Annotated in this window: 18 protein-coding genes; 9 read left to right on the top strand and 9 right to left on the bottom strand. The window is 68.5% G+C overall.

All coding sequences use genetic code 11. From position 1 onward, the window contains the following. Window positions 1-26: 26 nt before the first annotated feature. A complete protein-coding gene (locus tag DOE79_RS07010; RefSeq protein ID WP_162942642.1) occupies window positions 27-2,027 on the top strand; it encodes an ABC1 kinase family protein in 2,001 nt (666 codons plus the stop codon). Here the strand turns inward: DOE79_RS07010 and DOE79_RS07005 are convergent. Beyond that, entirely contained in the window at window positions 1,984-2,577 is a 594-nt protein-coding gene (locus tag DOE79_RS07005) for a CGNR zinc finger domain-containing protein (protein WP_120337871.1), read from the bottom strand. The two genes, DOE79_RS07010 and DOE79_RS07005, sit on opposite strands and share 44 nt — an antisense overlap. Window positions 2,578-2,660: 83 nt before the next feature. Between DOE79_RS07005 and DOE79_RS07000 the strand changes: the two genes are divergently transcribed. Further along, a complete protein-coding gene (locus DOE79_RS07000) occupies window positions 2,661-3,641 on the top strand; it encodes an EamA family transporter (RefSeq protein ID WP_120337870.1) in 981 nt (326 codons plus the stop codon). On the opposite strand, the gene DOE79_RS06995 is transcribed toward DOE79_RS07000, so the two are convergent. Beyond that, a complete protein-coding gene (locus DOE79_RS06995; RefSeq protein WP_120337869.1) occupies window positions 3,638-5,152 on the bottom strand; it encodes an MFS transporter in 1,515 nt (504 codons plus the stop codon). The two genes, DOE79_RS07000 and DOE79_RS06995, sit on opposite strands and share 4 nt — an antisense overlap. Window positions 5,153-5,318: 166 nt before the next feature. Between DOE79_RS06995 and DOE79_RS06990 the strand changes: the two genes are divergently transcribed. Continuing rightward, window positions 5,319-6,038 (top strand): TetR/AcrR family transcriptional regulator, encoded by a 720-nt coding sequence (locus DOE79_RS06990; RefSeq protein ID WP_245977174.1) that lies wholly within the window; start codon window positions 5,319-5,321, stop codon window positions 6,036-6,038. A 35-nt stretch (window positions 6,039-6,073) separates the two neighbouring features. Then, the gene (locus tag DOE79_RS06985; RefSeq protein ID WP_066593492.1) at window positions 6,074-6,259 is read left to right on the top strand and encodes a YegP family protein; all 186 of its coding nucleotides are present in this window, start codon (window positions 6,074-6,076) and stop codon (window positions 6,257-6,259) included. A gap of 15 nt (window positions 6,260-6,274) precedes the next feature. Here DOE79_RS06985 and ypfJ read toward each other — a convergent pair whose 3' ends face one another. After that, on the bottom strand, window positions 6,275-7,159 hold the full coding sequence (ypfJ, locus tag DOE79_RS06980) for a KPN_02809 family neutral zinc metallopeptidase (RefSeq protein ID WP_120337868.1): 885 nt from the start codon (window positions 7,157-7,159) through the stop codon (window positions 6,275-6,277). A 108-nt stretch (window positions 7,160-7,267) separates the two neighbouring features. On the opposite strand from ypfJ, the gene DOE79_RS06975 reads away from it, so the two are divergent. From DOE79_RS06975 to DOE79_RS06965, 3 genes are read left to right on the top strand one after another with little or no spacing between them, the layout of a single operon-like run. Further along, window positions 7,268-7,939: a CG0192-related protein gene (locus DOE79_RS06975; protein WP_120337867.1), complete on the top strand. Its 672-nt coding sequence runs from the start codon at window positions 7,268-7,270 to the stop codon at window positions 7,937-7,939. A gap of 39 nt (window positions 7,940-7,978) precedes the next feature. Beyond that, a complete protein-coding gene (locus DOE79_RS06970; RefSeq protein WP_162942641.1) occupies window positions 7,979-9,151 on the top strand; it encodes a hypothetical protein in 1,173 nt (390 codons plus the stop codon). 53 nt (window positions 9,152-9,204) lie between these two features. Next, entirely contained in the window at window positions 9,205-9,393 is a 189-nt protein-coding gene (locus DOE79_RS06965) for a hypothetical protein (RefSeq protein WP_120337865.1), read from the top strand. Window positions 9,394-9,428: 35 nt separating this feature from the next. On the opposite strand, the gene DOE79_RS06960 is transcribed toward DOE79_RS06965, so the two are convergent. The 3 genes from DOE79_RS06960 to DOE79_RS06950 form a co-directional block, all read right to left on the bottom strand. After that, on the bottom strand, window positions 9,429-9,656 hold the full coding sequence (locus DOE79_RS06960; RefSeq protein WP_120337864.1) for a hypothetical protein: 228 nt from the start codon (window positions 9,654-9,656) through the stop codon (window positions 9,429-9,431). A gap of 25 nt (window positions 9,657-9,681) precedes the next feature. Further along, window positions 9,682-11,076 carry an AAA family ATPase gene (locus DOE79_RS06955; protein ID WP_245977172.1) on the bottom strand — a complete coding sequence of 465 codons (1,395 nt, stop codon included), beginning with the start codon at window positions 11,074-11,076 and terminating at the stop codon, window positions 9,682-9,684. Window positions 11,077-11,166: 90 nt separating this feature from the next. Further along, entirely contained in the window at window positions 11,167-12,078 is a 912-nt protein-coding gene (locus DOE79_RS06950; RefSeq protein WP_120337863.1) for an alpha/beta hydrolase, read from the bottom strand. 96 nt (window positions 12,079-12,174) lie between these two features. Between DOE79_RS06950 and DOE79_RS06945 the strand changes: the two genes are divergently transcribed. Beyond that, window positions 12,175-12,363: a hypothetical protein gene (locus DOE79_RS06945; RefSeq protein ID WP_120337862.1), complete on the top strand. Its 189-nt coding sequence runs from the start codon at window positions 12,175-12,177 to the stop codon at window positions 12,361-12,363. A 38-nt stretch (window positions 12,364-12,401) separates the two neighbouring features. On the opposite strand, the gene DOE79_RS06940 is transcribed toward DOE79_RS06945, so the two are convergent. Beyond that, complete coding sequence (locus DOE79_RS06940; protein WP_120337861.1) at window positions 12,402-13,235, bottom strand: class I SAM-dependent methyltransferase; 834 nt, start codon at window positions 13,233-13,235, stop codon at window positions 12,402-12,404. Between the two features lie 204 nt (window positions 13,236-13,439). On the opposite strand from DOE79_RS06940, the gene trxA reads away from it, so the two are divergent. Beyond that, window positions 13,440-13,835 carry a thioredoxin gene (trxA, locus tag DOE79_RS06935; RefSeq protein WP_066593520.1) on the top strand — a complete coding sequence of 132 codons (396 nt, stop codon included), beginning with the start codon at window positions 13,440-13,442 and terminating at the stop codon, window positions 13,833-13,835. Window positions 13,836-13,911: 76 nt separating this feature from the next. Here trxA and DOE79_RS06930 read toward each other — a convergent pair whose 3' ends face one another. After that, window positions 13,912-15,954, bottom strand: coding sequence for a glucose PTS transporter subunit IIA (locus DOE79_RS06930; protein WP_120337860.1), 2,043 nt, complete (start codon window positions 15,952-15,954; stop codon window positions 13,912-13,914). A 166-nt stretch (window positions 15,955-16,120) separates the two neighbouring features. Next, complete coding sequence (locus DOE79_RS06925) at window positions 16,121-16,648, bottom strand: class I SAM-dependent methyltransferase (protein WP_220094295.1); 528 nt, start codon at window positions 16,646-16,648, stop codon at window positions 16,121-16,123. Window positions 16,649-16,690 lie beyond the last annotated feature (42 nt).

Raw genomic sequence — 16,690 nt, 5'->3', positions numbered from 1 at the left:
CCAAGCGAGAGATTGCGGGGAGTGCGGTGTTGGGATCGTTCTGGGTGTGGATCGTGCTGGGCCTGATCGCTCTCGGCTACGCGGCCGCCATCGGTTTCGCCACTCGGTCTCTGCTCGGCACCACGGTGGGATGGCTGCGCACCACCCTCGTGGCGGCGCTGGTGTTCATCGGCTGCTGGCCGTTCGCCTACTTCACCGCCACTCAGGCGCGGCTGATCACCGAGAACGGCGACCTCAAGGTGCCCGCGGTCGTGCTGGTGCTGTTCGTCGCGCTGGCCTTCGGCTGGGTGTTCGCGTTCGGCATGGCTCTCCTGGTGGCGACGGAGGCACTGTGGCCGACCACCGCCGCCAACCCCGTTGATGCGTTCCGGGCCGCGCTGCACCGGCGTCGGCGCACCAAGCGGTACCTGCAGATCCTCACCCTGCTCTCCCGGCACGGCATCGGCTGGATCGTGCAGGAGCGCCCCGGCGCCGCCGCGCGCCAGCAGCGGGTGGGCGGCCGGGCGCCGGAAGCCCTGGTCTCGGCCATCAACGACGCCGGCGTCACCTTCGTCAAGCTGGGTCAGCTGCTCTCCACTCGGCGGGACCTGCTGCCGCACAGCTACACGGTGGCGCTCTCGTCGCTGCAGTCGGGGGCCACGACTCTGCCGTGGCCGGCCGTGCGCGCCGTGATCGAGGCTGAGCTGAAGGCCCCGCTGGAGACAGTGTTCGCCACGGTGAACGAGGAGCCGCTCGCGGCGGCATCCGTGGCGCAGGTGCACACCGGCACCCTGCTCGACGGCACCGCTGTGGTGCTCAAGGTGCAGCGGCCCGCCGCGGCCGCCCAGGTGGCCGCCGACATCGACATCATCGTGCGGCTTGCCCAGCGGGTGGAGAACCAGACCAGCTGGGGCCGGGATTTCGGGGCGGTGTCGCTCGCGGAGGGGTTCGCCAGGTCGCTCCGCAACGAGCTGGACTACCGCATCGAATTCGCCAGCACCCAACAGATCGGCAGTGTCGTCGCCTCGTCGGCCGCCGCCGAGGTGCTCGTGGTGCCGCGGGTCTACTCAGAAGCGAGCACCCGGCGGCTGCTCACCATGGATCTCATGGACGGGGTGCCGCTGAACGCGGCGGGGGAGCAGCTCGACCAGATGTGGCCGGAGGAGCGCGCGGCGCTCGCCGCGGCGCTGCTCGACGCCGTGCTCGAGCAGCTGATCGTCACCGGCATCTTCCACGGCGACCTGCACCCGGGCAACCTGATGCTACTCGGCGACGGCCGGCTGGGCATGATCGACTTCGGCAATGTCGGGGTGCTCGAGCGCAGCATGCGGGAGGGCCTGGTCACCCTGCTGCTGGCCGCGGCCCACGACGACGACGTCGCCACGACGGATGCGCTGCTGCTCGTGGTCGAGGCGCCGGCCGACGCTGACATCAAGGGCCTGCAACGCGACCTGGGCCGCATGCTCACCCTCGCCCGGCACAGCGCCGAGGGCGAGGGATCGATCTTCACGGCCATGCTCGACATCGTGCGGGAACACCACCTGGCGATCCCGTCGACCCTCGGCCTGGCGCTGCGCTCGCTCACCACGCTCGAGCGCTGCCTGGCGATCCTGGACCCCAGCTTCGACATGGTGAGCACCGCATTCGAACGGGTGCCGCACTTCCTGCGCCGGCTGTTCACCCCGCAGTCGGTGCTCGGCTCGGCCCAGGCGCAGGTGGCCGTGCTGCGCACCACCGCCCGTCGGCTGCCGCGCCGGCTGGAGACTATCAGCGCCGCGCTGGAAAAGGGCACCTTCAGCGTGCGTATCCGCGCCTTCTCCGAACCGGACGACCGCTGGTGGCTGGGCTCCGTGGTCATCGAGACCATCGGCGCCCTCATCGCGATCGCCGCCGTGAGCCTGGGCGTGGTGCTCGTGGTGTCCGACGCCGGCCCAGACTTGGTCTCCGGGGTGCGGCTCTACGCCTTCCTCGGCGCCACCATCGGCCTGGTCGGCTTCGTGCTGATCATCCGGGCGCTCCGGCAACTGTTCCTGCGGCATCCGCAATAACGTCGCCTGCGGCACGCTGCCGGAACGCGACCATGTTCATCCGGTTGCCGCAACGGATGCTGCAGAACCGCTTCGACCCGTTGCGGGACAGGTCCACCAGCAGCCCGTCGCAATCCTCCGCCGCGCAGGCGCGGAGCCGGGCGCTCTCGTCGCTGCGGATCACGTCGACGAGCGCCAGCGCCACCTCCACCAGGATGCGTTCGGCCAGCGGCGCGGCCGGGTCGGTGGCGTGCAGGTGCCAGTCCATGCCGTCGTGCCGCATCAGCCGGGGGAGCGCCTGAGCGCTCTGCAACAGTCCGTTCACCTCCAAGGCCGCATCGTCGCGATCGAGCGTCCAAATTCGCCGCAGCCGCTGGCGGGTGGCTCGTACCTCGGCCAACTCGGTCTCGTTGCGGTCCAGGCGCCCGGAGAACCGGTGAGACTCGAATAACTGCACGACCTGGGCGGGGGAGATGAGCTCGTCGAGCCCGCTTTTGGTGGCTCCGGCCACGGTGTTGGCGAGGTCGACGGTGAAGGCGAGACTCGCCTCGGTGTCAGGGGCAAAATGCAAATTGACTCCTTACTCACGATCACACTATCTTCATGATTAGCGCCCCGGCAAGACCTCTGACCCGCCCGGCGCACAGGAGCCCCATGAACCGCTCGTCCACCTCGCTCGGCCTGGTTATCGCGGTCGTCGCCGCGGCCACGTTCGGCCTGTCCGGCGCCCTGGCCAAGCCGCTGCTGGAGAGCGGCTGGAGCCCGGCCGCTGCGGTCACCGCTCGGGTGCTGATCGGCGGGATCGTGCTGTCGCCGCTGGCGGTGCTGTCGTTGCACGGCAAGTGGGCACTGCTCTGGCGGGCGCGCTGGCGGGTGCTGGCGATGGCCCTGATCGGCGTCGCGGCCACACAGCTGCTCTACTTCGGGGCGATCGAACGCATCCCCGTGGGCACCGCCGTGCTCATCGAGTACATGGCGCCGTTGCTGCTGGTGGGCTGGGCGTGGGCGCGCAGCCGGCAGAGCCCCAAGGCCGTGGTGCTGATCGGCTCGGTCGTGGCCCTGGCCGGCCTGGTGCTCGTGGTGTCGCCGGGCGGGTCGGCCAGCTTCGATGTGCTCGGGCTGCTGCTCGCCCTGGGGGCGATGGTGGGGTGCGCCATTTACTATCTCGTGGCGGCGCATCCGAGCGACGGGTTGCCGGCCGTGGCGCTGGCCGGATTCGGCCTGCTGCTCGGCGGTCTGCTGCTGGGCCTCGTCGGGCTGTCCGGGCTCGTACCGTTCCGCACGTCCACGGCCGATGTGGCGATGTTCGGCGCCGAGGTACCGTGGTGGCTGCCGCTGATGATCATAGGCGTGGTGGCCACGGCCGTCGCCTACTCCACAAGCATCGCCGCCAGCGAGATGCTCGGCTCCCGGCTGGCGTCGTTCGTGGGCCTGCTCGAGGTGGTGGCCGCCACCTTCTACGCCTGGCTGCTGCTGGGCGAGCAGCTCACCGTGCCGCAGCTGCTCGGCGGGCTGCTGATCCTCATCGGCATCGGATTTGTGCGCTCAGAGAAGACGGATGCCGTGATCGAACCGGCATCCGTCCCCCTGGGAGAGCCCCTCGAAAGCGAGGGGCTGCCCGGCCGACCGGGCTAGTGGGCGACGACCGGCTCGGCATCCTCGCTCAGGTGCGCGTTGGCCAGGGACAGGCCGTGGCCCATCCGGCGGAAGAGCAGCGCCGCGATAATGCCGCCGACGGCGAAGAACCCGGCGCCCCACCAGTACGCGGTGGCGTAGCTGGTGACAGCGGCCTGAGCGGCCACCTCGGCCGTGGCCGGCAGGTGCGCGGCCACGTAGTCGGCCGCCGCGGTGGCCGCCAGAGTGTTCAGCAGAGCCGTGCCGATGGACCCACCGACCTGCTGGCTGGTGTTCACCATGGCCGATGCGACGCCGGCGAACTGGCGGTCGACGCCCAGCGTGGCGGTCTGCATCGAGGCGGGCATGATCGAGCCCATCGCGAAGCCCAGGATCAGCAGCGGCGGCAGCACGTTGGCCGCATACGTGCTGTCGAGGTCCAGGTTGGTGAGCAGGATCATGCCGATCATGCCCAGCCCCATGCCGAACGGCACCATGATCTTCGGGCCGAACCGGGGCACGAAGATGTTCGTCGACAGCTGCGCAGAAAGCACCAGCATCGCGATCATCGGCAGGAACGAGAAGCCGGTCTGCATCGGGGTGAAGCCCAGTGAGGTCTGCAGGTAGTAGGTGACGAACAGGAAGATTCCGAACATGCCCGCGCCGGCGATCATCACCGAGAGGTACGCGGCGCCGCGGTTGCGGTCGAGAACGATCGAGAGCGGCAGCAGCGGATGCGTGGCCTTCCGCTGCCAGAGCACGAACGCGACGAGAAGCACCACGGCGCCGCCGAGCATGCCCCAGGTCAACGGCGAGTCCCAGCCATCCGTCTCGGCGTTGGAGAACCCGTAGACCAGCCCGAAGAGGGCCGCGGAGACGAGGAGGGTGCCGGGGATGTCGAGCTTGGGGCGGGGCCCGGTGCGCTTGAGGGTGTCGACGAAGATCGCGGCACCGATCACGGCCACGATCGCGATGACGACGTTGATGTAGAGGTTCCAGCGCCAGTCGAAGTACTCGGTGAGGAAGCCGCCCAGCAGGAGGCCCACGGCGCCTCCCGCGCCGGCGATCGCGCCGAAGACGCCGAAGGCGCGTGCGCGCTCCTTGGGGATCGTGAAGGTTGTGGTGAGCACCGCCAGGGCGGTGGGCGCCAGCAGTGCGCCGAAGGCGCCCTGCAGGGCGCGGGCGGCCACGAGCCAGCCGAAGCTGTCGGCGGCACCGCCCAGCGCGGAGGCGATGGCGAAGCCGATGAGCCCGATGATGAAGGTGCGCTTGCGGCCGATCAGGTCGGAGAGCCGGCCGCCGAGCAGCAGCAGGCTGGCGAAGGCGAGGGAGTAGGCGGTCACGATCCACTGGCGGTCGCCGTTGGAGAAGCCGAGGTCGGCCTGGGCGGAAGGGAGGGCGATATTCACGACGGTGGAGTCGAGCACGACCATGAGCTGGGCGAGGGCCACCACGCTCAGGGTCCACCACCGGCGGGAATGGGGCACGGGGGTGCTCGTCGCGGGAGACGAAGCGGGGATCGTTTTAGACATAAACGCGACTCTATACGATACTGTGGAGTTCCGGATCTTAACAGTTCCTGAATTTACGCCCCGGTAACATGTGGAGTTGTACAGGGAAGGTCCGGTGCCTGCCGACGTACAGACTGGTGGCGCATAATTTCAGGACCCGGCAGGGGCCGGAATCAGGACCGACAGAATGGAGATCGCCGCAATGACGCAGGTCGAACCCGGTGCGCTGGAGAGTGTTGTGGCGGAGACCACGGTGGTCGAACCTACAGTGGTCGGAACCAAGCTCGGCCGCAAGCGTGACCACACCCGCGACCCTGAGATCCTCGCCGCTGCGCTCGAAATTCTCGCCGAGACGGGTTTCGACGGCATGACCATCGACATGGTCGCCACCCGGGCGAAGGCCGGCAAGGCCACCCTGTACCGGCGGTGGCCGTCCAAGAACGAACTCGTCATAGACGCGGTCGCGTGCATGAAGCAGGCCGACCTTGACCAGTCCCGGCTGCCGGACACCGGTACGCTGCGCGGCGACCTGGTGGCGATGATCAAGCCCCGCACGATCGATGACGCCGTCAAGAAGATGCAGATCATGGCCGGTGTCATGTCGATGATCTCGGCCACCCCCGACCTCGCGGACGCGGCCAACGATGCTCTCATCAAGCCGCGCGCCGCGGCCAACCGGTTTCTGATTCAGCGGGCGATCGATCGCGGCGAGGTCGACGCCGACTGCGACATAGACGCCCTGTGCCTCGTCACCCCCGCCATGGCCACCTACCGCACGCTCATCGAACGTAAGCCCGTTGACCGGGACTTTCTCATCTCGCTCATCGACGGCGTGCTGCTGCCGGCGCTCGGTCTGCGCGGCGGTGACACGGCGCGGCGCGGTAAGGTTGCGCCACCGGCCTCGTAGCCGGCGGAGTTCCATCTCGACGAAGAGAGCGTGTCATGTCCGGCAAGTATGAATTGACTGCAGACCGATCCGGTGGCTATGTCTTCAAGCTCAAGGCCCACAACGGCCAGGTGCTGATGACCTCGGAGAGCTACCAGACCAAGGCGGACGCCCTCAAGGGCATCGAGATCGTCAAGGCCGATGCCAAGGGCCGTGTCGTCGACCTCACCGAGCCCAAGTAGGCCCGGCCACCGCCCCTAGAGCTCGGTGTCGGCCACCGCGAAAGTGTCGCAGGCAGCGGCCCCGCCGGTGTAGCCCGTCTGGAACCACTTCTGACGCTGTTCGCTCGAGCCGTGCGTCCAGGTCTCCGGGTTCACCTGGCCCTGGGCCTTCTCCTGAATGCGGTCATCACCGATGGCCGACGCGGCGTTCAGCGCGTCCGCCATCTGGGCGTCGGTGATCGGGTCGAGCAGCGGGACGCCGTCGGCATCCGTGGTCTCGGTCGCCGAGCCCAGCCAGGCGCCGGCGAAGCAGTCGGCCTGCACCTCGAGGCGCACGGCGTCTGAGGTGGGCCCGGTCTGGGAGGTGTCGGCGCTGGCGAACGTGCCCGCGAGGTTCTGGATGTGGTGGCCGAACTCGTGCCCCACGACGTAGAGCTGGGAGAGCGGGCCGGCCGTGGCTCCGAACTGGCTGCGCAGCTCGTCGTAGAAGGCGGTGTCGAGGTAGATCTGCTGGTCGCTCGGGCAGTAGAACGGCCCCACCGCGCTCGTCGCCGAGCCGCACCCGGTGTCGACCGCCTGCTCGAACAGGTAAATCATGGGGGAGGCGTACCCGATGCCCATCGCCGGAGCCTGCTCGGACCAATAGGCGTCGAGGGAGTCGTAGGTCAAGCCCACCCGGCAATCCACGTCGGCGTTGGCGTCGGCACCGGTGTCGCAGTTCGTCAGGGCGGTGCCCTCGCTCTGACTGCTCGTGCCGCTCGTGCCGCCGCCCACGAGGCCGGTGAGGTCCACCCCGAGCAGCTGCGAGAGCAGCACGATGGCGACGAGGCCCAGGCCGCCGCCGCCGACGGCGAGGCCGGTGCGGCGGCCCGATTTGCGGACCCCGCGGCCGGAGTATTTGGCGTCGTCGTTAAAACTCATTCCTCGACACTAAGCGATCCTCAGTTCCGGCCGGTGTCGCCACGGCGCCGCGCGGCCGAATCCTGGCGGCTCGCGGGCCTCACGGCACGCCCCCGTAGGATCGGGTTCATGGCCCTCCTCCACACAGCAGACCTGACGCCCACCAAGATCGAACTGCTCAGCGGCTGGGTACCCAGTCAGCCGTGGTTTTCCGGTGAGGCGGATGCGCCGCTCGAGAACGTCGCCGCGTACCGCTTCGACGACCCAGACGGCGAGGTGGGCGTCGAGACCCTCCTCGTGAGTGCCGGCACCGGCCCGGCGCTGCAGGTGCCCGTGACGTACCGGAGTGCGCCGCTCACGGGCGCCGACGCCGCCCTCATCGGAACGACCGAGCACTCGGTGCTGGGCAAGCGGTGGGTCTACGACGGAGTCGGCGACCCGGTCTACCTCGCCGCCGTCGCCACGGCTGCGTTCACCGGTGGTCGCCAGGCCGAGCTGCAGATCGAGATCGACGGCCAAATGGTCCTCCGCGAACCCACGGCCGTGGTCGCCGGCAGCGGAGCGCCCGGCGGACCTGCCGTGACGCTGCCCGCCGTCGGCGAGATCAGCATCAGCGAGACATCGGGCGCCACCATCGTGACGGCCGGCCCGCTACGGATCGTCGTGGCCCGGGAGCTCGGCGACAACGACGTGCTGGCGGACCAGGTGCCCGACTCGGCCGTCCACGAGGTGCTCGCCGGAACCTGGACCGAGCAACCGAGCCTGCGCACACTTGTGCTGGTTGGGGTCGTCGCCGACTAACCCGGGCACCTGGACGCCCGGCACTGCTAGCGTCAGCCCATGGGGCTGTCGCGGATCGTTGTCACAGGCATGCTGGCTTTCCTGCTCTGCGGATGCGCGTCCGCGCCAGGCGGGGAGCTTGCGGCCTCCGAGACGCCCCCGCCGCCCACCCGGGCCGCGCCCGCACCGAGCGATCCCGTACCGACCGTGCCACCACAAACCACGCAATCTTCTGCTGACGCGCCCCTCACGTGTGCCGACCTCGTCGGTCAGGCGGACGTGGACGAGGCGCTTGGCTCGGCATCGGTGGCCAGCGATATCGCGACCGCCCAGCCCTACCTCGCCCCGGCCGATTTCGCCCCCACGGCCGCCGGAGGCATCCGCTGCGTCTGGCTGGCCGACGGCTCGGTGGACAGGTCCCCGATCCTGCTCGGCCCGCCCGGCGTGCCGTGGCTCGACGTGGAAGTGCTGCCGGGCGCTGCCGCACAATGGACGCCGTATATCGGAGGCGATGACCTGGACGGTGGCGAGTCCCTGCCGTTCGCCGGGTTCGTCGGCGCGCATTCCTGTGGCGATCCGGGGTGCACCGCGACCGCGGCGATCAATGATGCGTGGGTCAGCATCATCGTGCACGTGCCCAGCCAGGCCGGTGGTTTTGCGGGGATCGCCTCGACTTCGGAGGGGGTCTTCGCCAAGCTCACGCCGGCCGCGACGGCCGTGTTCTCCTCCATCGCGAATGCATCGGCGGCACAAATAAGCTGGCCGTCCAGTCCCGGGCGTCCCATCAACCCGGTTGTCGATATTTGTTCGAGCTTCCTGCAGAAGACCGACCTGTCGATGGCGCTCGGGGTGCCGGGCGGCGCCGAATACCAGACGCACGTCGAGGGCCCGAGCGACCGTGCGCCTTTCCGCCTCCGTGTGGCCGCCCTGGAACGAACGCACTTCGTGACCTGCACCGCCGATGCCGGCGACAACGCCAGACTGACCTTCACCCTGATGCTCGATAACGCCGCCCTCGTGAACGACATGGCCGAGCACCTGGCGCCCCCGGGCGCTTTGCATCTCGAGCCCCTCGAACTTCAGGTGAACGACGAAACCGCGGTGTCCAACTGCGTGGACGGGATTCCGGACTGCGACCTCTGGTTCACGCTCGGGAGTGATGCGATATACGTCGCCTCCACCTCGACGGACTCGAGAGCCGTCGCAGACTCGATCCTCGCGCAGGCCCGCTGACCTGCCGGACGCACCGGTCGGTGCGCGGCCCGCGAAACCGGCACACTGGAGCGATGGACGAGGACGGATTCGACGAGGAGGACCTCGAGCAGATCGATATCGACGAGCCCGGTCCGCCCTGCCCGGTCTGCGGCACCGAGATGACCGAGGATGGCGTTGACACGGCCGAGGGGCTCGAGTCCTGTCACCGCTGCCCGCGCTGCAAACTCGTGATCGTGATTCCCGGGCTCAGCGACAGGTAGCCGTATCGGCTCCGTCGGTGGAGAGCCTCGGGCGGTTAGCGTTTGCCGGGCGCTGGGAGCGGTATCGCGCGACCCGCTTGAGCCTGGGTCTCGACGAAGGTGTCGTACGCGGTGGAGTGCATAGCCTCGTCGTATGCGGCCATCGCGGCGCCGATCGCCGGTCCGGCGCTGCCGCGCCGAAGGCGGTGCGCGAGCAGACCAAGCGTCACCATCAAACCGGCCACGCCGGTGACGAGGAACAGGCCCACCCAGAGGTCAGTCATGGTCCGAGTCTACGTTCGAGCATGGTCATGCGGGACGGGCATCCTCCTGGGCCGGCGAAGGGCCCGCCGTGGCAGGCGCGCCGGAGCCCAATAACCGGCTCGTCAACCTGTCGCGACCGTCGAGCAGGGCCGTGAGCGCGCTATCGAGATCATCGTCCGTCGCCTCCCGTCCCGTTTCGGCACCGAGAAGCACGGTTCGGCGCATGAGTTCTTTGGCGAAGGCGCCGCTGACTCCGTCAGAGCGAGTGGCGGCATCCATGATCGCCGATGCCGACAACGGCAGGCCCCGCGCATACAGCTGGAACAGCTGGTGCCGTGCGCTCGCATCGGGCTGCGGAATCTCCACCGCAAGGTCAACCCGGCCCGGCCGGTCGGCCAGCGCATGTTCCAGGACCTCGACCCTGTTCGTGGTGAGCACGAAGGCCACATCGGCGTCCCCGTCCAGGCCGTCCAGGGCGTCGAGCATGGCAAAGAGCAGCGGCTGCGCGCCGTGCGACAGATTCCGGTCCTCGGCAATCAGGTCCACGTCTTCGAGCACCACGATCGCGGGCTGCATGGCGCGCGCGAGTTCGGCAGCCTCGGTGACGAACCGGATGCTGTTGCCGGCGAGCACCACCGCTGTCGTGCCGGGGGTGGCGCTGAGCAGATGGCGCACGGTGAGGGTCTTGCCCGATCCGGGAGGGCCGTAGAGCAAGACGCCGCGTTTGAGGTGTCGGCCGGCCGCGCGCAGCACGTCCCGGTGCAGACCGATCCCCACCACATGGCGCACAATGCTCGTGAGAACCCCGTCGGGCAGGATCACGTCCTCTGCCGGTACCTGTGGGCGCGGCAGGAAGTCCACGCCGGCCGCGCCGGCGCCGAAAGCGTTGCCGCTGAAGGAGAGCACCTGCCCGCGGAGGACACTGCGCAGGAGCATCAGCCGGCGAAGCGCGCCGAGAAGCGCCGCAGCACCACCCTCGTCTGCGGCCAGTATCTCGAGCCTGGCCGTGTTGAGACCACGGTCCGGTCTGGCATCGCGCTGCAGCACGGCCACCCGGTGCCCGTCGACGACGAGCAGCCGCACGCCGAACGACACGACCTGGCGCTCAGTGTCCGGGCCGGTCGCCGCCGAGATGTAATCGATCGGCCCTGGCGCGAACCGCATGTAGGGGTTGCTCAGCAATTCCGGGAATGGCGTGTTCTCGCGCTGCTGACCGCCGGTCACTCCGACCACCTGGGCGGTGGATGCCGCTCCCAGCTCGTCGAGGGCGATGTCAGCATCGACAAGGCGATGCGGTGGAAGATTTTCGGTGACCAGGGGCAGTGCGAAAACATCCGTCTGCAAGAAGTCCTGGACCAGATCCGCGAGCGGGGTGCGCATGTCGACCTGTGGCCGCGGAACGAGTATCAGCTCGTCCATGAAGCGGCGGAAGGTGTCCACAAAAGCTGTCTGCCGATCGTCCACGTCTACCCCCGCATCGTCGATGGTGCTGTTGTGACGAGGCTAGTGCCTACCGTTCCCTCCGGGTGCCTAGGCGGAGAGCGGCTCAGCCACGGCCAGTCGGAGTCGTTCCACGATGGCCGCCCGGGCCGCACGGCCCACCGCGGTGGGCAGCAGCGGGTAGACGTGCACCTGCCCGGTGCCCTCGTGGAACTCCAGGTCGACTCCGGCCGCGGCCGCCTTGTCGACCAGGAGATGGGCGTCGGGGTTCAGCACATCTCGAGTTCCGCTGAACATGGTCAGCGGCCCGAGGCCCGCCAGGTCGCCCATCAGCGGACTCACCACGGGGTCCAGGATGTCACTGGATCCCTTCCAGAGATCGGCGAGCACCTCACCGCCGGGGGTCGCCAGCCAGGGGTCGCTCGGCTGCACAGTGGGGATGAGCGGGTTGGCCCAGGTGAGGTCAAGAGCTGGGGAGATCAGGACGGTGCGGCGCAGCGTGAGGTCGTGTTTGTCCCGCAGCACGAGGGCGGCGGACAGCGCGATCTGTCCTCCGGCGGAGTCGCCGGCCAGGCAGGTGCTGCCGTACCGCTCCAGGTTGCCCCGCACGAGGTCGACGACGCCGGTGGCCACGGCCGCGGCGGTTCCGAACGGTACGAGCGGATAGATCGGCACGGTGACGGTGGTGTTCGCCTCCGCGGCGATCTGGGCCGCGAGGTGCCAGTGCTGCCCGGCGATCTGGTTCACCCAACCGCCTCCGTGCACGTACACCACGCTGCCGGTGGGGGTGCCGCCCCGGGGCGTGATCGTGTAGACCGGCCACGCCGCGCTGGACACCGTCACCTGAACGTCACGGCGCAGCCGGCTCGGCGGCCCGTACGGCGTCGGCCGAAGCTCGCGCTCGCGCACATGCCGGCGCGCTCCTTCCGCCGTGACGAAGACCCGGTTCGCGCGCATCAGTCGGAGAGCGGGAACGATGACGCTGCTCGGGAGAGTGACCATGCCTTCATTCTCGCGGACATCGGCGGACGATGTTCGGTCGCCCGATCGTCGCCGCGCGGCCTTCACCGGTTCACCCGGGGCAGGCATAATGAGGCCATGATCACACCGCTGCTCAGCGACTGGATGCGACACCTCGGGATGTGGTGCCTGGTGGTGGCGGTGCTGGTCTTCGTGGCCGCCGTCGTGGTCTTCGCCACCGGTTTCGAGCCGGCGTTCCTGGCGATGCTTGTCGCACTGGGGCTTTTCACCTTCGGCGTCGGCGCGGTCTCGGTGGGGCGCCGGTAACGCCCGACGACGCCACTCCCGGGTGTCGGGTGCCGCCCTTACCGCGGGGGCTTGACGGCCTGGAGCGTGTACGACAGCGGCGCGACGCCGGCCCGCGTGCTCAGCGCGAACTCCCCACCGGGCCGCTCGACCATCTGGCCGGGCAGCGCCTCCCACGGCACGCTGTCGTGTTCCACGAGCATCGTGAGCTTCAAGCCCGCGTTCAGGAGCGCGGTCACGATCTCACCCAGGCCGTGATTCCACTCGTAGGTCTTCGTGGCCGTCATCGGTCGGTCTGTTTGCACGTAGGTGGAATCGTCGTCCCACTCCAGCGGCGTCTCGTGCTCGAAGTACGGGAACCGCAGGTGCAAGTCGTCTCCCAGCCTCTCGTCCATCGCCCACAGAATCGGATGCCCCTCCCGGAGGAAGAGTCGACCGCCCGGCGCCAACAGTCCGGCCACGACGGCCGCCCAGCGGTCGATACTCGGCAACCAGCACAGTGCCCCGATTCCCGTGTAGACCAGATCGAAACCACCCGGTTCGAGTACGGAGAGTGCCGAGTACACGTCGGACTCGACGAAGTCCACCCTGTCACCGGTCTCGTGCACGAGGGTACGAGCCTCGGCGAGGGCCACCGGGGAGAAGTCCAGGCCGGTCACGTGGGCGCCGAGGCGGGCCAGGGAGAGCGTGTCGGTTCCGATGTGGCACTGCAGGTGCACCGTGCGCAGCCCCGTGACGTCGCCCAACCGGTCGCGGTCGAAGCGCACCACATCCGATAACCGCGCTGGGTCGTCCACATAGCGCTGCACCTGGTAACCGAGACCGGTGCGCGCTGCGTGAGCGGATGCCCGATCGTCCCAATTGGCGCGGTTGGTGTCCAGGAAATGCTGCATGGTGGTCCTCGTCCTGCCCGGGTTGGCGAGCCGACCAGACTAGCGCAGAGCGGGCGGTGAGGAATAGAGCGCGCGCCGCTCGGCGTTAACCCCACTGTGCCGATGAGACGCACCGCCGGGCCGGTTCCCAGGCCGGACCCGAGAAACGCCCAGCGGCACCTGCGAGACTAGTCAATTCATCTTTCGAGAACGCAAGGAGACCCCATGCCCACCATTGACGTCACCGAGACCACGTTCGGCGAGACCCTGGCGGCCAACGAGATCGTGCTGGTGGATTTCTGGGCCGACTGGTGCGGTCCGTGCAAGCAGTTCGCCCCCACCTACGCGGCGTCGTCGGAGCAGCACCAGGACGTGGTGTTCGCCAAGGTCGACACCGAGGCCGAGCAGCAGCTGTCCGCGGCCGCGGGCATCCAGTCGATTCCCACCCTGATGGCCTTCCGTGAAGGCGTGCTGGTGTTCTCCCAGCCCGGCGCGCTGCCGCCGGCCGCGCTCGAGCAGGTGGTCACGGCCGTGAAGGGCCTGGACATGGCCGACGTGCACCGCCAGGTGGCGGCGCAGAAGGCCGAGCAGCAGGCCGCCGCTCAGCAGGGCGCCGAGTAAGGCGACTTCGCACCATACGCCACAAAAAAGGTGGGCAGAGATTTCTCTCTGCCCACCTTGTGTGTTGGTGCAGGTGTTACTTGGCGGTCACCGTGATCAGCGCGTCTCCGACGGCGACGTGGCCGGTGGCGGCCTGGTCGATGGAGCCGAACTTCTTCGGGTTGGTCACGAGCACCGGGGTGACCAGCGAGTAGCCGGCCTCCTCGATGATCGCGCGGTCGAAGGTCACCAGCGGGGTGCCGGCTTCGACCCGGTCGCCGGCCTTGACCTTGACGTCGAAGCCCTTGCCGGCCAGGTTGACGGTGTCGATGCCCACGTGGATGAGCATTTCGATGCCGCCGTCGAGCATCAGGCCGAAGGCGTGGCCGGTCGGCTGAGCGACCAGGACCTTGCCGGCGGCCGGCGCGAAGACGGTGTCCCCGGTCGGGTCGACGCCAACGCCGAGGCCCACGATGCCCTTGCTGAACACGGGGTCGGGTACCTCGTCGAGCGGTACGACGATGCCCTCGACCGGCGAACCGATCGTGGCGAGGACTGTGGCGACCAGGGTGGCCGTGCCGGCGGCGGCGGGTGCCGTGGCGGTAGCCGTGCTGGATGCGACGGCAACCGGAGTCGCGACGGGAGCGTGCTTGGCCTCTTCCATCGCGGTGTCGGCGGCGAGCTGAGCGGCCGCTTCGGCCTTCTGCTCGGGCGAGAGGTAGCCGGAGAGGATCACGAGGATCATCGCGGTGAAGAACGACGCGGCAACGGCGATCGCGTACAGCGGGATGTTGTTGAAGGCCGGGATGGTCAGCAGCGACGTGAACACGAACGCGTTGGTCGTGACGCCACCGCCGAGGCCGATGATGACACCACCGACGAGGCAACCGACGAGCATGCGCGGGTAGATGCGCTTGAACCGCAGGTGGATGCCGTACAGCGACGGTTCGGAGATACCGCCGAGCAGGCCGGCGGCGAGAGCACCCGTCGCGGTCTGCTTCATCTGGCTGTTCTTGGCGCGGATAGCGAGGACGAGCACACCGGCGGTGGCACCGAAGCAGGCGAAGTTCCAGGCACCCATCGGGCCCTGGATGAAGTCATAGCCGAGGGACTGGATGTTCAGCAGCATGACGGCGTTCAGCGGCCAGTGCAGGCCCAGCGGAACCATGAACGGGTAGGCCAGCGGGATGACGATCGCGAAGATGAGCGGTGAGAAGTCGTTGATGGACTTGAGGAACTCGCCGATGGCCGCACCGCCGAAGACGCCGATCGGGCCGATGAGGAAGGCCGTGACGGGGATCATCACGAGCATGCTCAGGAACGGTACGAAGATCAGCTGGACGCTGGAGGGAATGATCTTCTTCAGGCCCTTGGTGAGGAGGGCGAGAACGGCCGCCATCAGCAGCGGCGGGAAGACCTGCGAGCTGTAGTCGGTGACGGTCAACGGCAGGCCGAAGATCGACACGATGGCAGCCTTGCCGTCGAACACGGTCTGGGCGCCGTCGGAGGCGGCCAGGGCCGAGAAGCCCGGCAGCATGACGACGGCCATGATGCCGAAGCCGACCCACGGGTCGGCGCCGAGGCGCTTGGAGGCGTTGTAGGCGACCATGAGCGGCAGGAAGACGAACACGCCCTGCCACATCAGGTTGATGAAGGCCCAGCCGGGTTCGAGCGTGACGCCCGGGGCGTTCCACGCGGGGATGACACCGAGGGTGGCCATCAGCGCCATGAAGGTGATGAAGAGCGAGGCGCCCAGCAGCGCGCCCAGGATCGGTCGGAAGGAGTCGGAGAGGACCTCGAAGAAGGTGTCGAGCCCGGCGAACTTGCCGCGGGGGCCCTTGGCGCGCTCGGCGGCCTTGATGTCGTCGGCGCTTTCGCCGGTGCCGACCTTCTTCATCTCGGGCAGCGCGAGGATCTCGTTGTACACGGTCTCGACGGCGCCACCGATGACGACCTGGAAGCGGTCCCCTGACTGGGGAACGGCACCCAGAACGGCTGGGATGGCTTCTACCTGAGCCTGATCGATTCCGGATGCGTCCTTGAGCGTGAAGCGCAAACGAGTCGCACAGTGGGTGAGGGCGACGACGTTCGACGCCCCTCCGATGCTTTGAATAATGTCTTTAGCGGGCGAGGTCGCCACCTGGATCTCCTTATGATGTGGATGCCAAACGCGTGGTTCCCGCCTGGCACAGCTCAGTACAAACCGGGTTGGCCGACTGAGAATATCCTGTCAAATTTCACACACCACTTGAAATTTACACTGTTTGGGCATCGAAATTTGGGTCGAAGGTCCCGGGAAAGTGTGCTCAGGGTAGCCGGCGGGCGCGTAGCACCACATCTTCGGTGTGGTGCGCCCCGGCGCCGCTGCTCACATGGCGGGGCCGAATCTCGTCGACCTCGACGATCCAGCTGCCATCCAGCCGCGCGGCAACATCCGCCGGACTTACGTAGTCCTGGGGGTGGAACCCGTGCGCGGCGGCCTGCTCCACGCTAGGCAGGGAGTGGTGCACGACGAGCAGCACACCATTCGGCGCCACCGCATCAAGCAGGGCGCGTTCGGCCGCGGCGTCGTCGGTGCGAAGCAGCGCGGGGTACTGCGCCGAGACCACGTCGAAGGACCCCGGAGCGAGTTCGGCTTCGACCAGGCCGGCGTGCAGCCAGTGCACCTGAAGGCCGAGGTCGTCGGCGCGCTCTGACGCCCGGGTCAGTGCCACCTGGGAGACGTCCAACGCCGTCACGTCCCAGCCGTGTGCGGCAAGCCAGAGCGCATCGGCACCCTCACCGCAGCCGACGTCCAGGATGCGGCCGGGCCGCATCCCCTCCAGTTCGGCCACCAGGGTCGCGTTCGGCTGCCGCTCCACAGGTTCTCAGCACCG

Source organism: Cryobacterium soli (assembly GCF_003611035.1).
GTDB lineage: Bacteria > Actinomycetota > Actinomycetes > Actinomycetales > Microbacteriaceae > Cryobacterium > Cryobacterium soli.
Note: the sequence above shows the minus strand (reverse complement) of the source record. Positions and strands in the feature narration are given on the sequence as shown.